The 15,563-nt window shown below is 40.6% G+C and carries 11 protein-coding genes; 6 read left to right on the forward strand and 5 right to left on the reverse strand.

The window, feature by feature from the left end; translation table 11 throughout:
* The first annotated feature begins 90 nt into the window (after nucleotides 1–90).
* From BM073_RS05070 to BM073_RS05075, 3 genes are all read left to right on the forward strand, one after another.
* Nucleotides 91–1,872: a glycoside hydrolase family 15 protein gene (locus tag BM073_RS05070; RefSeq protein WP_091651359.1), complete on the forward strand. Its 1,782-nt coding sequence runs from the start codon at nucleotides 91–93 to the stop codon at nucleotides 1,870–1,872.
* Nucleotides 1,873–2,061: 189 nt separating this feature from the next.
* On the forward strand, nucleotides 2,062–2,235 hold the full coding sequence (locus BM073_RS18025; RefSeq protein WP_175557849.1) for a hypothetical protein: 174 nt from the start codon (nucleotides 2,062–2,064) through the stop codon (nucleotides 2,233–2,235).
* Between the two features lie 1,145 nt (nucleotides 2,236–3,380).
* Complete coding sequence (locus tag BM073_RS05075) at nucleotides 3,381–4,202, forward strand: N-acetylmuramoyl-L-alanine amidase (RefSeq protein ID WP_245756370.1); 822 nt, start codon at nucleotides 3,381–3,383, stop codon at nucleotides 4,200–4,202.
* A gap of 1,532 nt (nucleotides 4,203–5,734) precedes the next feature.
* On the opposite strand, the gene BM073_RS05095 is transcribed toward BM073_RS05075, so the two are convergent.
* From BM073_RS05095 to BM073_RS05110, 3 genes are all read right to left on the reverse strand, one after another.
* Nucleotides 5,735–7,909, reverse strand: a complete 2,175-nt coding sequence (locus tag BM073_RS05095) for a bifunctional alpha,alpha-trehalose-phosphate synthase (UDP-forming)/trehalose-phosphatase (RefSeq protein ID WP_091651370.1) — start codon at nucleotides 7,907–7,909, stop codon at nucleotides 5,735–5,737.
* A 223-nt stretch (nucleotides 7,910–8,132) separates the two neighbouring features.
* Complete coding sequence (gene metK / locus BM073_RS05100; RefSeq protein ID WP_091651373.1) at nucleotides 8,133–9,386, reverse strand: methionine adenosyltransferase; 1,254 nt, start codon at nucleotides 9,384–9,386, stop codon at nucleotides 8,133–8,135.
* A 265-nt stretch (nucleotides 9,387–9,651) separates the two neighbouring features.
* A complete protein-coding gene (locus BM073_RS05110; protein WP_091651377.1) occupies nucleotides 9,652–11,043 on the reverse strand; it encodes a S8 family peptidase in 1,392 nt (463 codons plus the stop codon).
* 396 nt (nucleotides 11,044–11,439) lie between these two features.
* Here BM073_RS05110 and BM073_RS05115 point away from each other — a divergent pair, with 396 nt between their 5' ends.
* Nucleotides 11,440–13,095 carry a hypothetical protein gene (locus BM073_RS05115; protein ID WP_091652007.1) on the forward strand — a complete coding sequence of 552 codons (1,656 nt, stop codon included), beginning with the start codon at nucleotides 11,440–11,442 and terminating at the stop codon, nucleotides 13,093–13,095.
* 59 nt (nucleotides 13,096–13,154) lie between these two features.
* Here the strand turns inward: BM073_RS05115 and BM073_RS05120 are convergent, their stop codons facing one another.
* Nucleotides 13,155–13,382 (reverse strand): hypothetical protein, encoded by a 228-nt coding sequence (locus BM073_RS05120; protein WP_091651380.1) that lies wholly within the window; start codon nucleotides 13,380–13,382, stop codon nucleotides 13,155–13,157.
* 760 nt (nucleotides 13,383–14,142) lie between these two features.
* Here BM073_RS05120 and BM073_RS05125 point away from each other — a divergent pair.
* On the forward strand, nucleotides 14,143–14,379 hold the full coding sequence (locus BM073_RS05125) for a hypothetical protein (RefSeq protein ID WP_091651383.1): 237 nt from the start codon (nucleotides 14,143–14,145) through the stop codon (nucleotides 14,377–14,379).
* Complete coding sequence (locus tag BM073_RS05130) at nucleotides 14,363–14,704, forward strand: type II toxin-antitoxin system PemK/MazF family toxin (protein WP_091651385.1); 342 nt, start codon at nucleotides 14,363–14,365, stop codon at nucleotides 14,702–14,704. The genes BM073_RS05125 and BM073_RS05130 overlap by 17 nt, the downstream gene beginning before the upstream one ends.
* A gap of 217 nt (nucleotides 14,705–14,921) precedes the next feature.
* Here the strand turns inward: BM073_RS05130 and BM073_RS05135 are convergent, their stop codons facing one another.
* Nucleotides 14,922–15,497, reverse strand: a complete 576-nt coding sequence (locus BM073_RS05135; protein ID WP_091651389.1) for a precorrin-2 dehydrogenase/sirohydrochlorin ferrochelatase family protein — start codon at nucleotides 15,495–15,497, stop codon at nucleotides 14,922–14,924.
* Nucleotides 15,498–15,563 lie beyond the last annotated feature (66 nt).

Consider the following 15,563-nt stretch of genomic DNA (forward strand, 5'->3'; position numbering starts at 1 on the left):
GTAAGGAATTTTGCATCCTATCCCCTTTTTTAGTTATTTGCTAATGACCCATTAGCCGCACTATTTTTTTCAAACCTTAGTTAAGACCTTATGAGCAAACATACCTATGACTCCGGCCTGATCGGTAACTGTGCCTATATCGCCCATATCGAAAAAGACACCAATATTTCCTGGCTTTGCATGCCCCGATTTGATTCGGATTTTATTTTTGGTGGAATGCTGGACCGAAAAAAAGGCGGAAAATTTACCGTACTGCCAGAATCCGGAGATTATACTTCCACACAAACTTATGTGGAGAACACCAACATTCTCGAAACGATTGTAAGAAATGGAAGTGATAGCTATAAGGTAACGGACTTTGCACCGCGCTTCAAAAACTATGATAGATACTATAAGCCTCTGATGCTGATTCGTAAGGTGGAGCCTATTTCTGGATCACCAAAGATAAGAATCGAGTGTCAGCCTGTAACTGAGCGGGGTCAGATTCAGCTTACTCCAAGTCAAGGCAGCAATCATATCAGATACATGGGAATTGATCAGGAGTTGAGACTCACCACCAATGCTCCACTGACTTACGTCTGCGAAAAAAAGTCCTTTGCTCTCCAGAGACCCGTTTACCTGGTTCTTACCTACGGAAGACCATTAGAAGCACCGATAGAATCTACCTCAGAGCGATTCTTGCAATCCACCCGTGAGTACTGGCAAGCTTGGGTCAAATCTACCAGCATCCCTAATTTTCACCAAAGACTGGTTTTGAGATCCGCTTTGATTCTGAAAATTCACCAATTTGAAGATACCGGAGCGATTATCGCAGCTTCAACCACTTCATTACCTGAATCCCCCGGTTCTACCAGAAACTGGGATTACCGCTATTGCTGGATTCGTGATACCTACTATACCCTGACCTGTTTCAACAGTCTGGGACACTTTGAAGAGTTAGAAAAGTATTTTGAATACATCCAAAATCTACCTGTTGGGCCTGAAGGTAGATATCAGCCACTGTACTCTATTTCGGGTCATGGATTGCTGGTTGAGGAAATATCTGATTTGGATGGATACTTAGGCAATAAGCCCGTAAGATTTGGTAATCAAGCCTATACCCATATTCAGAATGATCTCTATGGTCAGGTTTTGGTTTCTTTGCTTCCCCTATACTCTGATCATAGATTTACAGAGTCTGAGCGGAGTCACTCTGAGCCCATGATTATGAATCTTTTGGATAAGATTGAGGCTACCATGCATGAGAAAGATGCAGGATTGTGGGAATTCAGAAATCTGGCTCAAGAGCATTGTTATACCTTTTTATTTCACTGGGCAGGCGCCTGTGCTGCCGCAAAAATCGGTATTCGAATGAAGAATGAAGCGATGTATCAAAAAGCCATAGCACTTCGGGAAGAGGCAGTGAAAAAGATTGAGGCCTGTTATTTACCTGATAAAAAAGCATACGCTCAGGCAATAGGAGCCCAACATATGGATGCCTCGACTCTGCAATTAATTACCATGGGTTATTTCGGAGACGATCTGGAGCGGGCCAACAATCACTTGAAGCAATTGGAGAAGGAACTGTTGGCAAAGGATTTTCTTTTCTATCGCTATAAGCACATGGATGATTTTGGTGTGCCTGAAACCACGTTTTTGATCTGTGCATTTTGGTATATCGAAGCACTGGCTTGTGTAAATAGATTGGATGAGGCCATTCAGGGATTTGAAACTTTGACCAAGTATTGCAATCATTTGAATCTGTTTTCGGAGGATGTGGATCAGGCTACAGGAAGCCAATGGGGAAATTTCCCGCAGGCTTATTCTCATGTGGGTTTGATGAATGCTGCATTTAGGATAGGAAAGAGATTGGATATGCCGAATTTTCTGTAATGCTTATTTTTTCACCCGAGAAGAATAGTAGGCAGTTGGCAGTAAGCAGTTGGCTGTAGCAGTTTGGAACTCTTGCGAGTCATAAATAATGCCGTCACCGCGAGGAACGAAGCGGTCTCATCAAAGTTAGAACTTGAAATAAATCTTCGCGACTTTGCCTCTTGGCGGGAGAAATTAATCCCGCAAAGAATGGAAGAAGCAAAGTTTGAAATTGAAAGCAAGTGCTTATTTCAGGAGGCGAAGCCGACTTTATTTCGCGAAGCGTATTTCGATTTATTTCTTTATTTCAAAGCCAGTACTTTCAAATTCTTCCATACCTACGGCATGGAGGGGATCGTCTTTTCATTTTACTACCTAGCTTGAATCCCTAGGGGATTTACTTTACTCAACAATATGTCTTCGCGCCTTGGCCTCTTGGGAGAGATTTTATTTCCCGCAAAGAATGGAAGAGGCGAAGAACAGTAGGCAGAAGCAGTAGGCAGTAGGCAGTTGGCTCTAGCAGTTTGGAACTCTTGCGAGTCATAAATAATGCCGTCGCCGCGAGGAACGAAGCGGTCTCATCAAAGTTAGGGCTTGAAATAAATCTTCGCGACTTTGCCTCTTGGTGGGAGAAATTAATCCCGCAAAGAATGGAAGAGGCGAAGAATAGTAGGCAGAGGCAGTAGGCAGTAGGCAGTTGGCTCTAGCAGTTTGGAACTCTTGCGAGTCATAAATAATGCCGTCACCGCGAGGAATGAAGCGGTATCATCAAAGTTAGGGCTTGAAATAAATCTTCGCGACTTTGCCTCTTGGCGGGAGAATTTATTTCAGAAGGCGAAGCCGACTTTATTTCGCGTAGTGTATTTCAATTGTATTTCTTAATAGCAGAAGCTATTACTTTCAAATTCTTCCATACCTACGGCATGGAGGGGATCCTCTTTTCATTTTACTACCTAGCTTGAATCCCTACGGGATTTACTTTACTCAACAATATGTCTTCGCGCCTTGGCCTCTTTGCGAGAGACTTTATTTCCCGCAAAGAATGGAAGAGGCGAAGAACAGTAGGCAGAAGCAGTAGGCAGTTTGCAATTAAATTATAAATAGAGGCGTCACCGCGAGGAACGAAGCGGTCTCATCAAAGCTAGAACTTGAAATAAATCTTTGCGACTTTGCCTCTTGGCGAGAGAAATTATATCCCGCAAAGAATGGAAGAAGCAAAGTTTGAAATTGAAAGCAAGCGCTTATTTCAGGAGGCAAAGCCGACTCTAATTCGCGTAGCGTATTTCGATTTATTTCTTTATTTCTAAGACAGAACTTTCAAATTCTTCCATACCTACGGCATGGAGGAAATCTTCTTTACATTTTACTACCTAGCTTAAATCCCTACGGGATTTACTTTGACTCTCAAATCAATCATTGCGTTGCTGCGCCGCTGCGAGAGATTTATTCTATGAATAGAATCCGACCATCTTTCAAAATATTCTAGTAGCTAGCACTTCTATCTCGTAGATTCGTGAAAAATTTGAACTATGCTTTCCAAACGCCTTTATTTAGTCTTATTGATTTTTTCTAATCTAACCTTGCTTTCATGCAAAAGGGATATTTATCATCAAAACAATAAGGCCCACCAAAAACAGGTGAAAGAAGCCACTTCGGCTTTATTAGAGGTTCCTAAAACTAAAATCAAATCCCCCAGAGATACAACAGTCTTGAATGATCGGTGGGTAGGCACCACCAATTTTAGCATTCGCAGGCCAAACTTTGTGGTAATCCATCATACCGCGCAGGATTCTTTAGCTCAAACCATTAAAACTTTTACTCTTACCCGAACACAGGTGAGTAGTCACTATGTGATAGGAAGAGATGGAACAGTGGTGCAAATGCTGAATGATTATTTACGATCCTGGCATGCGGGAAGAGGGAGATGGGGAAATGATACAGATTTGAACTCATCCTCTATAGGAATCGAGTTGGATAATAATGGTTCGGAATATTTTCCTGATGAGCAAATTGAAAGCCTGATCAAGGTCCTGAAGTCGCTGAAAGAAAAATATAACATCCCTACCGCCAATTTTATTGGTCATGCGGATTTGGCACCGGGAAGGAAAGTTGATCCCAGTGTTTATTTCCCATGGAAAAGATTGTCTGAGGCTGGATTTGGTTATTGGTATGATGAAAAATTACTACAAGCTGAATATGAAGGGAAACTTCCTGAAAACTTCAATGCTTTGGATGCTTTGAGGATCATTGGTTACGATATAAGTAATCATCAGGCTGCTATTCAATCATTTAAAATTCACTTTACCAAGGAGAATATCAATAGTCCGAATTTAGTCATCTGGATATGCTGATTATCTATGACTTGTATTTGAAGTATAGGTAAGTTAAGACTCCCGCAAAGAGAAGTAGGCAGAAGCAGTAGGCAGTTTGCAATTAAATTATAAATAGAGGCGTCATCGCGAGAAACGAAGCGGTCTCATCAAGGTTAAGACTTCAAATAAATCTTTGCGCCTTTGCCTCTTGGCGGGAGAAATTAATCCCGCAAAGAATGGAAGAAGCAAAGTTTGAAACTGAAAGCAAGCGCTTATTTCAGGAGGCAAAGCCGACTTTATTTCTCGAAGCTGTTTTTCCACCGTATTTCTTTTGCTACAGAGGCCGTTACCTCCAAATTCTTCCATACCTACGGCATGGAGGAGATCCTCTTTATATTTTGCTACCAAGCTTAAATCCCTACGGGATTTATTTTACTCTCCAATATATCTTTGCGCCTTTGCCTCTTGGCGGGAGAAATTAATCCCCAAAGAATAGAAGAAGCAAAGTTTGAAATTGAAAGCAAACGCTTATTTCAGGAAGCAAAGCCGACTCTATTTCGCGTAGCGTATTTCGATTTATTTCTTTATTTCATAGCCCGTATTTCCAAATTCTTCCATACCTACGGCATGGAGGAAATCTTCTTTCTTTACATTTTGCTACCAAGCTTGAATCCCTATGGGATTTATTTCGACTCTCAAATAAATCTTTGCGACTTGGCCACTTTGCGAGAGAAATTATATCCCGCAAAGAATGGAAGAAGCAAAGTTTGAAATTGAAAGCAAGCGCTTATTTCAGGAGGCAAAGCCGACTCTAATTCGCGTAGCGTATTTCGATTTATTTCTTTATTTCTAAGACAGAACTTTCAAATTCTTCCATACCTACGGCATGGAAGGGATCCTCCTTACATTTTGCTACCTGGCTTGAATCCCTACGGGATTATGATTACTCCAAAAAAGATCTTTGCACCTTGGCCACATTGCGGGAGAAATTATATCCAGCAAAAAGTAGAAGAAGCGAAGAATAGTAGGCAGTTTGGGACTCTTGCGAGTCATAAATAATGCAGTCACCGCGAGAAACGAAGCGGTCTCATAAAAGTTAGGACTTGAAATAAATCTTTGCGACTTGGCCACTTTGCGAGAGATTTTATTTCAGGAGGAGAAGCCGACTTTATTTCGCGAAGCTGTTTTTCCACCGTATTTCTTTTGCTACAAAGGCCGTTACCTCCAAATTCTTCCATACCTACGGCATGGAGGAAACCTTATTTACATTTTGCTACCAAGCTTGAATCCCTACGGGATTTATCTTACTCACAAATAAATCTTTGCGCCTTGGCCTCTTTGCGAGAGAATTTATTTCAGGAAGCGAAGCCGACTTTATTTCGCGAAGCGTATTTCGATTTATTTCTTTATTTCATAGCCCGTATTTCCAAATTCTTCCATACCTACGGCATGGAGGGGATCCTCTTTACATTTTGCTACCAAGCTCAAATCCCTACGGGATTTACCTTACTCACCAAAAATTCTTCGCGACTTGGCCTCTTTGCGGGAGAATTTATTTCGCGAAGCGTATTTCACTGAATCAATTTACCCAAGAGATTTCTCACTTGTCTAAAGGACTTGATATTATAATTAGCTTGGGTATAAGCATAACCAACCCTGATTGAATAGGCATTTTTCGGCATTGCCTTAAATGTGTCCTCATCCGTCCAATCATCACCGATAGCCAAGATAAAGTCATATTCATTGCCCTTCATCATGGCAGTAGCAGCTCGACCCTTATTGATATCAGGACGTTTGATCTCCAAGACCATATTTCCTTCTAAGACCTGTAAATTATGTCCTCTGGCCATATATTTCAAATGACTAAAGAGCTCTCTCATTCGCAGATCTCCTAAGCCACTTTCTACCTTTCTGTAATGCCAAACTAGGGAATGATGTTTCTCTTCTATGAAAGCTCCGGGAGTTCGCAAAACATAATATTCCATGACAGAACGAATATCTTCCTTCCAGGAATCATCCACATCGGCATAAAGCTCCCAGTCACCTTTATTCTCTTTATGCTTCACCCATACCCCATGCTCCGCAATCATGTCCACATGAAAGCCTTTGAACCAAGTTCCCAAAGTATCTTTATCTCTTCCAGAGATAATTACCACCTGTGCTTTTTGGCTCAAACCTTTCACGATAGCTTTTAATTCAGCATCTGGTTTGGCATCCTGAGGATTAGCTACAAAGCCAGTTAAGGTACCGTCGTAATCTAGGAATAAAACAGGCTTTTTAGCCTCTTTGAAGCTTTTCTGAATTTCATTAATGACTTTGGTATCAACGTCCTTAGACGTCAATTCAGCTTGCTTTTGCTTGACATGTTCGATTCTATCCATGAACACTTTAACCCACTGAAAAATATCATACTTTTTGAGGCTTTCCTGCATAGATGAGATACGGGCCTTTTGCTCTGCAGGCTTCATGGTCAATGCTTCATAAATGGCATCTACCACGCCCTGTTGATCATTAGGGTTGACTAAAACTGCGTCCTGTAACTCCTTGGATGCTCCAGCCATTTCTGACAAAATAAGCACCCCGGTTTGGTCAGTTTTGCTTGCTACGAACTCCTTACAAACCAGATTCATTCCATCTCTCAATGGAGTCACCAAAGCAATATCAGACATGCTATAGAATGCACTCAATTCCTCAAATGGGAATCCTCTGTAGAAGTAATGAACTGGTACCCAATTCAACGTAGAGTAATCAGAATTCATCCGACCAACCAACAAATCAATCTCTTCTTTCAGCTCTTTGTACGACTGAACTTTGTCTCTGCTCGGCACCACAATCATGATCATCGAGACTTTGCCATGCAGCTCCTTATGGTCTTTCAGCAATTTATTGAATGCTTCCAGGCGCTGAGGAATTCCTTTGGAATAATCCAATCTATCAATGGTGATGATCAGCTTCTGATCAGCCACTTGCTTTCTAAATTCCTTGACAATATTCTGCGTTTTTTTGCTTTTAGCCTGCTTCGCAAATTTGTCATAATCAATCCCCATTGGGAAAGAGTCTACATTGATAATGCGATTTTCTGCCTGGATATAGCCGCTTTCGCTGGACATCCCTGTGATTCTACCCACCGCACTCAGGAAGTGACGCATATCATCATATGTATGGAAACCTATCAAATCTGCTCCACAGACGCCCTCGAGCAATTCTCTTCTCCAAGGAATCATTCGGATGATTTCATAAGAAGGAAATGGAATATGCTGAAAAAATGCAATCGTAGCATTTGGCAAAACCTCTCTCAGCATTTTGGGCAAGAGCAAAAGCTGATAATCATGCACCCAAATGGTATCGTCTGGATCAGCTTTTTTTAATATTGCTTCACAAAATTTTTCATTTACCCTTTTATATGCTTCCCAATGCTCTGCATTGTAAACCATGTATTGAGTAAAATAGTGAAAAGCAGGCCAGAGGGTTTCGTTGCTAAAGCCTTCATAAAACTGCTCCACATCTTCCTTCGAAAGGAAAACCGGTGCCATTTTCAAATCATGAAGCTCCAGAATGATTTCAGCCCGCTGTTCGGGATCATCTACAGTATTTCCTGGCCAGCCAATCCAGATGTTTTCTCCTGATTTATAAATGGATCCCAGGCCGGTAGCTAATCCTCCTGCTGAAGGTTTGAATTCGAAGCGTCCATTTCTATGACGCAAGGAAATAGGTAGTCTATTGGATACAATGATGGTTTTTGCCATGGTAGGTTTAGGTTAAAAACATGAAAGGAATAAATCCTTAACAAAAAGGTGATAGCTAAATATAAGCAAAAAGGGAGTAAAATTGAGCCCCATTTTTAGATTTCATCTTTCCTTAACCTATGCTTATTGATGAAAAAGTATTTTGAAATAAAAATAAATAGGGCACTAAAAACAAAAGCCCCGGGATTTCCCGAGGCTTTGCGATTATATTTTTTGAGTTGGATTATATGCCAAAAGCAGCCTTAATCTTCTCTACATAATCCAGTTTCTCCCAAGTGAAAAGCTCAACATCCAGCTTAATCTCATCTCTATATGGAGAAACAAAGGTTTTGGTTACTACCTCGTTTTGACGTCCCATGTGTCCATAAGCAGCAGTCTCTTCATAAATTGGGTTTCTCAATTTAAGTCTCTGCTCAATAGCATAAGGACGCATATCAAAAAGCTCCTCTACTTTTCTAGCAATCTCTCCATCGGAAAGACCAACTTTGGAGGTTCCGTAAGTATTCACATAAATTCCCATCGGAGCAGCAACCCCAATGGCATAAGATACTTGCACCAACATTTCGTCAGCGATTCCCGCAGCTACCATATTTTTGGCAATATGACGAGTAGCATAAGCTGCTGAACGGTCTACTTTGGATGGATCTTTTCCGGAAAATGCCCCTCCACCGTGAGCTCCTTTTCCACCGTAAGTATCTACGATGATTTTTCTTCCCGTCAATCCTGTATCACCATGAGGGCCACCGATTACGAATTTTCCGGTTGGGTTGATGTGATATTTGATATCTGAGGTGAACAGTTTTTGCAACTCAGGCTTCAATTGAGCTTTCACTCTCGGTATCAAGATACTGATGATGTCCGATTTGATTTTTGCCAACATAGCCTCTTCCTCATCAAAGTCATCATGCTGAGTGGAAACAACGATCGCTTCAATTCGCTGAGGTACGTTATCGTCACTGTATTCGATGGTTACCTGTGCCTTGGAATCAGGGCGTAAGTAAGTGATATCCTTATTTTCCCTTCTCAAGGCTGCCAATTCACGCAAAATCATGTGAGAAAGGTCCAAAGCCAAAGGCATGAAGTTTTCAGTTTCATTGGTAGCATAGCCAAACATCATCCCTTGGTCACCTGCTCCCTGCTCTTCAGGATTAGCTCGGTCCACACCTTGATTGATATCTGCAGACTGCTCGTGAATAGCAGAAAGCACACCACAGGAGTTACCTTCAAACATGTATTCACTTTTGGTGTATCCAATTCTGTTGATCACATCTCGGGCAATCTTTTGAACATCCAAATAGATATCGGATTTCACCTCGCCAGCCAAGACTACTTGACCTGTGGTTACGAGCGTTTCACATGCAACTTTTGAATTGGGATCGAAGGCTAAAAAATTATCTATCAGCGCATCGGAAATCTGGTCAGCGATTTTGTCAGGATGACCCTCAGACACTGACTCTGAGGTAAATAAATATGCCATAAACTTACGTTCTTATGCTTGTTTCAAAGAAAGCCCAAAAATAGGGGAACTGAAGGAAATAAAAAACCTAAACTTATATGTCTTTCAGGATTTAATGCCCTGGTTTTTCAGAAAAAATGTGGTTTAGAAGAATTGGTGAAATTTTCTAAAAACCTAACAGCTCATGGTTCCACATTTGAAATTGGTGTGAACGATACTTCATGGCTAGGAATAAAAAAGGAGGCCCATTGCTGGACCTCCCATTTTTTATCAAGTATTATGAATATTAAAAGCCAGAAACATTCAATCTTCCACCTGTAACAGTCTTCCCTGATAAAGAAGCAGTCGGTGTGGTTGAATTTAAGATAGCTGCTTTGATTTGTGCAGCACTTGCTGTTGGGTTTAGTGAAGCATATAAAGCAGCTGCACCAGTCACATGAGGTGTCGCCATAGAGGTTCCGTTATAACTTGCATAGCCTGAACCAACAGAAGCCTTCCTTCCTTTTCCAACAGTGACAGGAACTGTAGACCAAATTCCTGAGCCAGGAGCTCCTAAATCAACAGTAACTGCGCCGAATTGAGAAAAGCTGGAAATAGCTCCTGAACTGGTGATTGATGCTACTGCAATGACATTTGGACTGTCATAGTTAGAAGGATAGCTTGGAGAAATATCATTGTCTGTGCCTGAATTACCAGCAGCAGCGATAAATAAAATTCCCGCAGCATTCGCACGGTCAATCGCATCTTTCAATGCTTGCGAATAGCCTCCGCCACCCCAAGAGTTATTAGTAGCTACGATATTCAACCCATGTCTCACCTTCAAGTCAGTGAAATAATCCACTGATTTAATTGCATTGGAAGTAGTTCCGCCTCTAGAGCCCAAGAATTTAGCTCCGATCATTTTTACATTCCAAACTACACCTGCTACACCTATGCCATTACCTCCGACACCGCCGATTGTACCAGCAACGTGAGTACCGTGATCATCCCCTGTTCCGTCAAAGAGGGAGTTGTCGTTTCCGTCAAAATCCCAACCATATACATCGTCTACTAGCCCATTTCCATCATCATCCACACCATTATCTGGTATTTCGCCTGGATTTACTCCTGCATTTGCAAACAAATCCTCATGTTCGTACATATAGCCTTCGTCAATAATCCCAACGTACACTGTTGAGCTTCCAACCTTATTTGCTGCCCAAGCCGTAGCCGCTCTGCTGCCAAATTGGTTTCCTCCAGCTGACATTCCCCAAAGTTGACCACCTGTGAAATAAGGATCATTAGAAGTAGCAAAATGCTGGTAGATCCAGTTTGGCTCTGCATATTCCACTTCAGGCATAGCTTTCAGCTTTTCTATAGCTTCCATGGTGCCAATTTTAGTATCCACTAAAATCAAGTCCCCATTTGGACCGCTTTTTCTTGCGTTGGCTAATTCCATAGCACCGGTTTTGATTTCCTCTACTACAGTGCCTCCAATTGCTCCTAAAATGTCCGCGGAAATTCTGGATCCAGTAGTAGCTGTTCTCATTTTGATCAGCAACTGACCAGGAACAAAGTTTTGACCAAGATCAAGCTTGATCTGTTCTGAAACTGAAGGCTCAATTTCGGCAACATCAGTACAAGAAACTGCTAGCCCTAACAAAGCAGGGAAAACCAGCGCATGTTTAATTTTTATCATATGATTGATGGTTAAAGATTTTTGGGAATTTATACCTTTTACTGAATATTATATCATAGATGAGTCCTATCGAAAAAGAAAATTTTTCATCCTTTCAATCAATTTTAAATCCCATTTCATACCTTTTTTAAACCAAGCTTTTCAAATAAAAACCTCATTTAATATCTCTTGATTTTTTTATAAGCTGAAAATTGGATTTTCCCTAAAATAAAATGCTTTATACTCCTATTTGGACTAATTAAAAAGAGCGATTAATTCCAAATTTTCTTTGGTACAGAAAGCCAATTTTGGCTGAAAAAATTTTTAATTTTCTTGAAAAAAAATTCAACTTTTTTTGCTTCATCCCCCATGCGCAATAAAGTTTCGGTAACTTTTATCCTCTATCCAATTTCAACTATGAAGAAGACTGTTCATTTCTTTCTAATAAACTTGGCGATGTTTACAATTTGGTCTTGCCAAGACCCCAGTGATACATCTACCTCAGATCACAAAAGTTCAAGCCAGTATTCTGATTTGGTCAACCTTTTTGAAAGATGGAGATCTTTTGAAAATCCGCCACTTCATGATGGAGCTCAGGATTATCGAAAAGCAACTTTTGAACTACGACACACCAAGTTTAGGGAATTACAAAAAGAATTATTAGCCATAGACACCTCTGGCTGGGCTATTCCTGAAAAGGTGGATTGGAGAATCGTTTGGGCAGAAATGAATGGGTATGATTTCAATGATAGGGTACTCCGCCCTTGGGCAAGAGATCCTGCATTTTATAAATCACTTTGGATGGAAAGAAGTGACGTTCCTGCTCACGAGGGACCAACGCATCATGGAACTCTTGAATTTTGGCAGTACGAATTTCCCTTGGATGAAAGCAGCAAAGCAAAACTATTGAAAGAACTTCAGGCTATTCCTTCGCTCAACAAGCAGGCTGAGTCCAACCTCACTGGAAATGCAAAAGAGCTTTGGGAGGCAGGAATTCCGACCATTGCTACGCAAGTTGAAGATTTGAAGGGTCTTTTGCTCATACCTGAAATAGGCAATGATCCGAAATTGGCAGAGGCTGTAGAGAATGCGGTTAAGTCAACGGAGGGATTTGTAGAATGGCTTATCAAAGAATCAGTAAATAAAACCGGAGAGTCAGGAATTGGTAAGGAGAATTACACCTGGTATCTGCAAAATGTCCACTCGGTGCCTCTGACTTGGGAGGATGAGGTGATGATACTTAAAAGAGAGCTGGCTAGAGCCTGGTCTTCTTTAAAGTTGGAGGAACATCAGAACCGAAACTTACCTCCTCTAACGGAAGCAAATACAGCAGAGGATTTTGAAAAGCTAACAGAGAGTTCTATTCAGAAATTTATGGAATTTTTGAAGGATCAAGAGATTCTCACAGTGAAGGATTATTTCGAACCTGCTCTGAGGGAGCATAGAGGCAATTTCATTCCCAAGGAAAAGCGTAACTTCTTTACCATAGGAATGCATATTGATCCATTGCCTTTGTATTCACATTTTTATCATTGGTTTGAACTGGCCATCATGGATAATGAACCCCACGCCAGTCCGATCCGGAGAGGTCCACTTCTTTATAATATTTTCGATTCCAGAAATGAGGGAACAGCAACTGCTGTGGAAGAGATGTTTATGGATGCGGGCTTGTATGAGGACTCTCCCAAATCTCGAGAAATCGTCTATATCATGATTGCTCAGCGTGCAGCTAGGGGATTAGGTTCGCTCTATGCACAGGAAAATGAAATGACCATGGTGGAAGCGGGTGGTATTCATTCTGATTATACGCCTAGAGGCTGGATGAAAACAGAAAAAGAACTTCTGCTTTTTGAGCAACATTTATATATGAGGCAGCCGGGATATGGATCGAGTTATATTACCGGAAAATATCTCCTCGAAAATACCTTGGCTGAGTTTGCAAGAATTAAAGAGGCGAAAGGGGAAGAGTTCAGATTGAAGGATTTCTTTGATCAATTGAATGGAATGGGAAGTATTCCGATTGCATTGGGGCAATGGGAAATGACGGGGGTGGATCCGATGGAAGGGATGTGAAAATTGTGCCATACCTACGGCATGGAGATGTGCTCTGAAGAATCCTTTTGCTACCAAGCTTAAATTCCTACGGGATTTGCTTTGGCTTGAATTATCTCTTTGCTTCTTTGCCACTTGGCGGGAGATATTTCGCCCGCAAAGAATAGAAGATGCAAAAAGCAGTAGGCAGAAAGAGTAGGCAGTTTGGAACTCTCGTGAGTCATAAATAGTGGCGTCACCGCGAGGATGGAAGCGGTCTCATCAAAGCAATAACTAGAAATAATTTCTTCCCAAATAAATCTTTGCATCGCTTCGAGAGGATTTATTTCAGAAGGCGAAGCCGATTTTATTTCGTGAAGCGTATTTCAATCGTATTTCTTTTTTCAGAGACGAAACTTCGAAGTTCTTCCATACCTACGGCATGGAGATGTGCTCTGAAGAAACCTTTTGCTACCAAGCTTAAATCCCTAAGGGATTTGCTTTATCTTGAATTATCTCTTTGCCTCTTTGCCTCTTGGCGGGAGATTTTTTCCCCGCAAAGAATTTAAGAGGCAAAGTGAAGTGTATTTCAATGGTATTTCTTTTTTTCAGAGACGAAACTTCGAAATTCTTCCATTCCTACGGCATGGAAATGAGCTCTGAAGAAACCTTTTACTACCTAGCTTAAATCCCTATGGGATTTGCTTTGGCTTGAATTATCTCTTTGCTTCTTGGCCTCTTGGCAGGAGATTTTTTCCCCACAGATTAACGCAGAAAAAGACACAGACCTGACTGCCGTCAAGCAAGTCTTTCACAGATCCAGTTTTAGGACAATATCTAATTATAGTATTCTTTGCGTCACTGCACCGTTGCGAGAAAATTAATTTCCTCAAATAATTTTATCTAAAATCCCCTTTCCTCCTTTTATTAAAATAGAGATCCCAATTTAGTGCAGAATTCCAAAGGGGGAATTGATCCGATTATTGCCGAAAACTTATCGTGAAAAATGTATTTCAGAACCCCAATACCTAGAAAGAAACTTTTATTTTAGAAATGGAGTATATACTTTTAGTATTACTTTAGAAGTTTATGAAAACATTATCCTTAAAATTGGACGAAAACATTTTCGAAGAAACTGAAGAAATGATTAAGCTGAAGGGCATTGCCAGAAATAGATATATCAATGAAGCCTTGGATTTTTATAATCAACTTTTGAAAAGAAAAGCACTTGCTGCTGATTTTTCAAAGGCTTCCAAAATGGTGAAAAAATCTTCCATGCAAATCAATCAAGAATTTGACAATTTAATCGATGAAGGTTCAATATGAGATTTGGCTGGTCAATCTCAATCCTTCGAAAGGAACAGAGCCTGGAAAAATCCGGCCAGCAGTCATTATCCAAACAAATCTTTTAAATCAGGTTATGCATCCTTCCACCCTGATATGTCCGATAACCAGCCAGCTAAGTTCAGAGGAAAATATTTTGAGAGTAAAAATCGAAGGAAAGAAAACTGGATTAAGTCAAAATTCAGAGGTTTTAATTGATCAAATAAGGGCAGTTGATAATAGAAGATTTATTGATCGAATAGGTAAATTGGACAATGGAAAAATTCAGGAATTAAGAAAAAAACTGAAAGCAGTTTTAGATTTTTGAAGTCTAATTGAAGGAACGGATCGATCCTATTAAAACTAAAGCATTAAAAATCTTTTAATCTGAATAATTTTGCTACTTATCGGGATATTTTTTCCCAAAAACTGACTGTCGATAAACAAGGCCAAAACTCGAAACTCTTCCATACCTACGGGATTTGCTTTATCTTGAATTATCTCTTTGCCTCTTTGCCTCTTGGCGGGAGAATAATCCATGATGCCTATCTCTTTTTCACTAATGCCTCTGTGACTTCATTCATCGCCTTAACCTTGTATTCAAAATCACCCTTCAAAGTGTCCCGATAAGCATTTAGATTATCCAACAAGTCATCAATCTCCTCGGGCAATACTTCCTCCAATAATTGGCGAAGTCGCTTTGCTGTCGTAGGAGATTTACCATTGGTAGAGATGGCAATTTTCAGGTTTCCCTTGGTGACTATCCCGCCTAGGTAAAAATCACAAAGGGCTGGAGTATCTGCCACATTGACCAAAAGAAAGCGCTCCTTGGCCTCATTTCGGATTTGAAGATTTACCTTTTTATCATCCGTTGCGGCAATTACAAGGTGTTTTCCACCCAAGTACTTTTCATCATAGCTATCCTCAATCAAGGTAACTGTTTCTGCTTTTTCCGCCAGTTCCAAAAATTCCGGGCGAAACATTTTAGAGACCACAGTAACTTGTGCCTTGGGACTGGATTTTAGCAAAAATTCCAGTTTCTCAGTACCCACAAAACCCCCTCCAACCAAAAGGATGTTGAGTTCGTGAACTTTCAGGAAAATGGGATATAGATGGTTCATTTTTTAGATTTATAGAGTTTAGAAACGAGAGAATTGAAATGTGAAATTCAGTGGAAATAGCATTGA

This window comes from Algoriphagus ornithinivorans (assembly GCF_900115305.1).
Classification (GTDB): domain Bacteria; phylum Bacteroidota; class Bacteroidia; order Cytophagales; family Cyclobacteriaceae; genus Algoriphagus; species Algoriphagus ornithinivorans.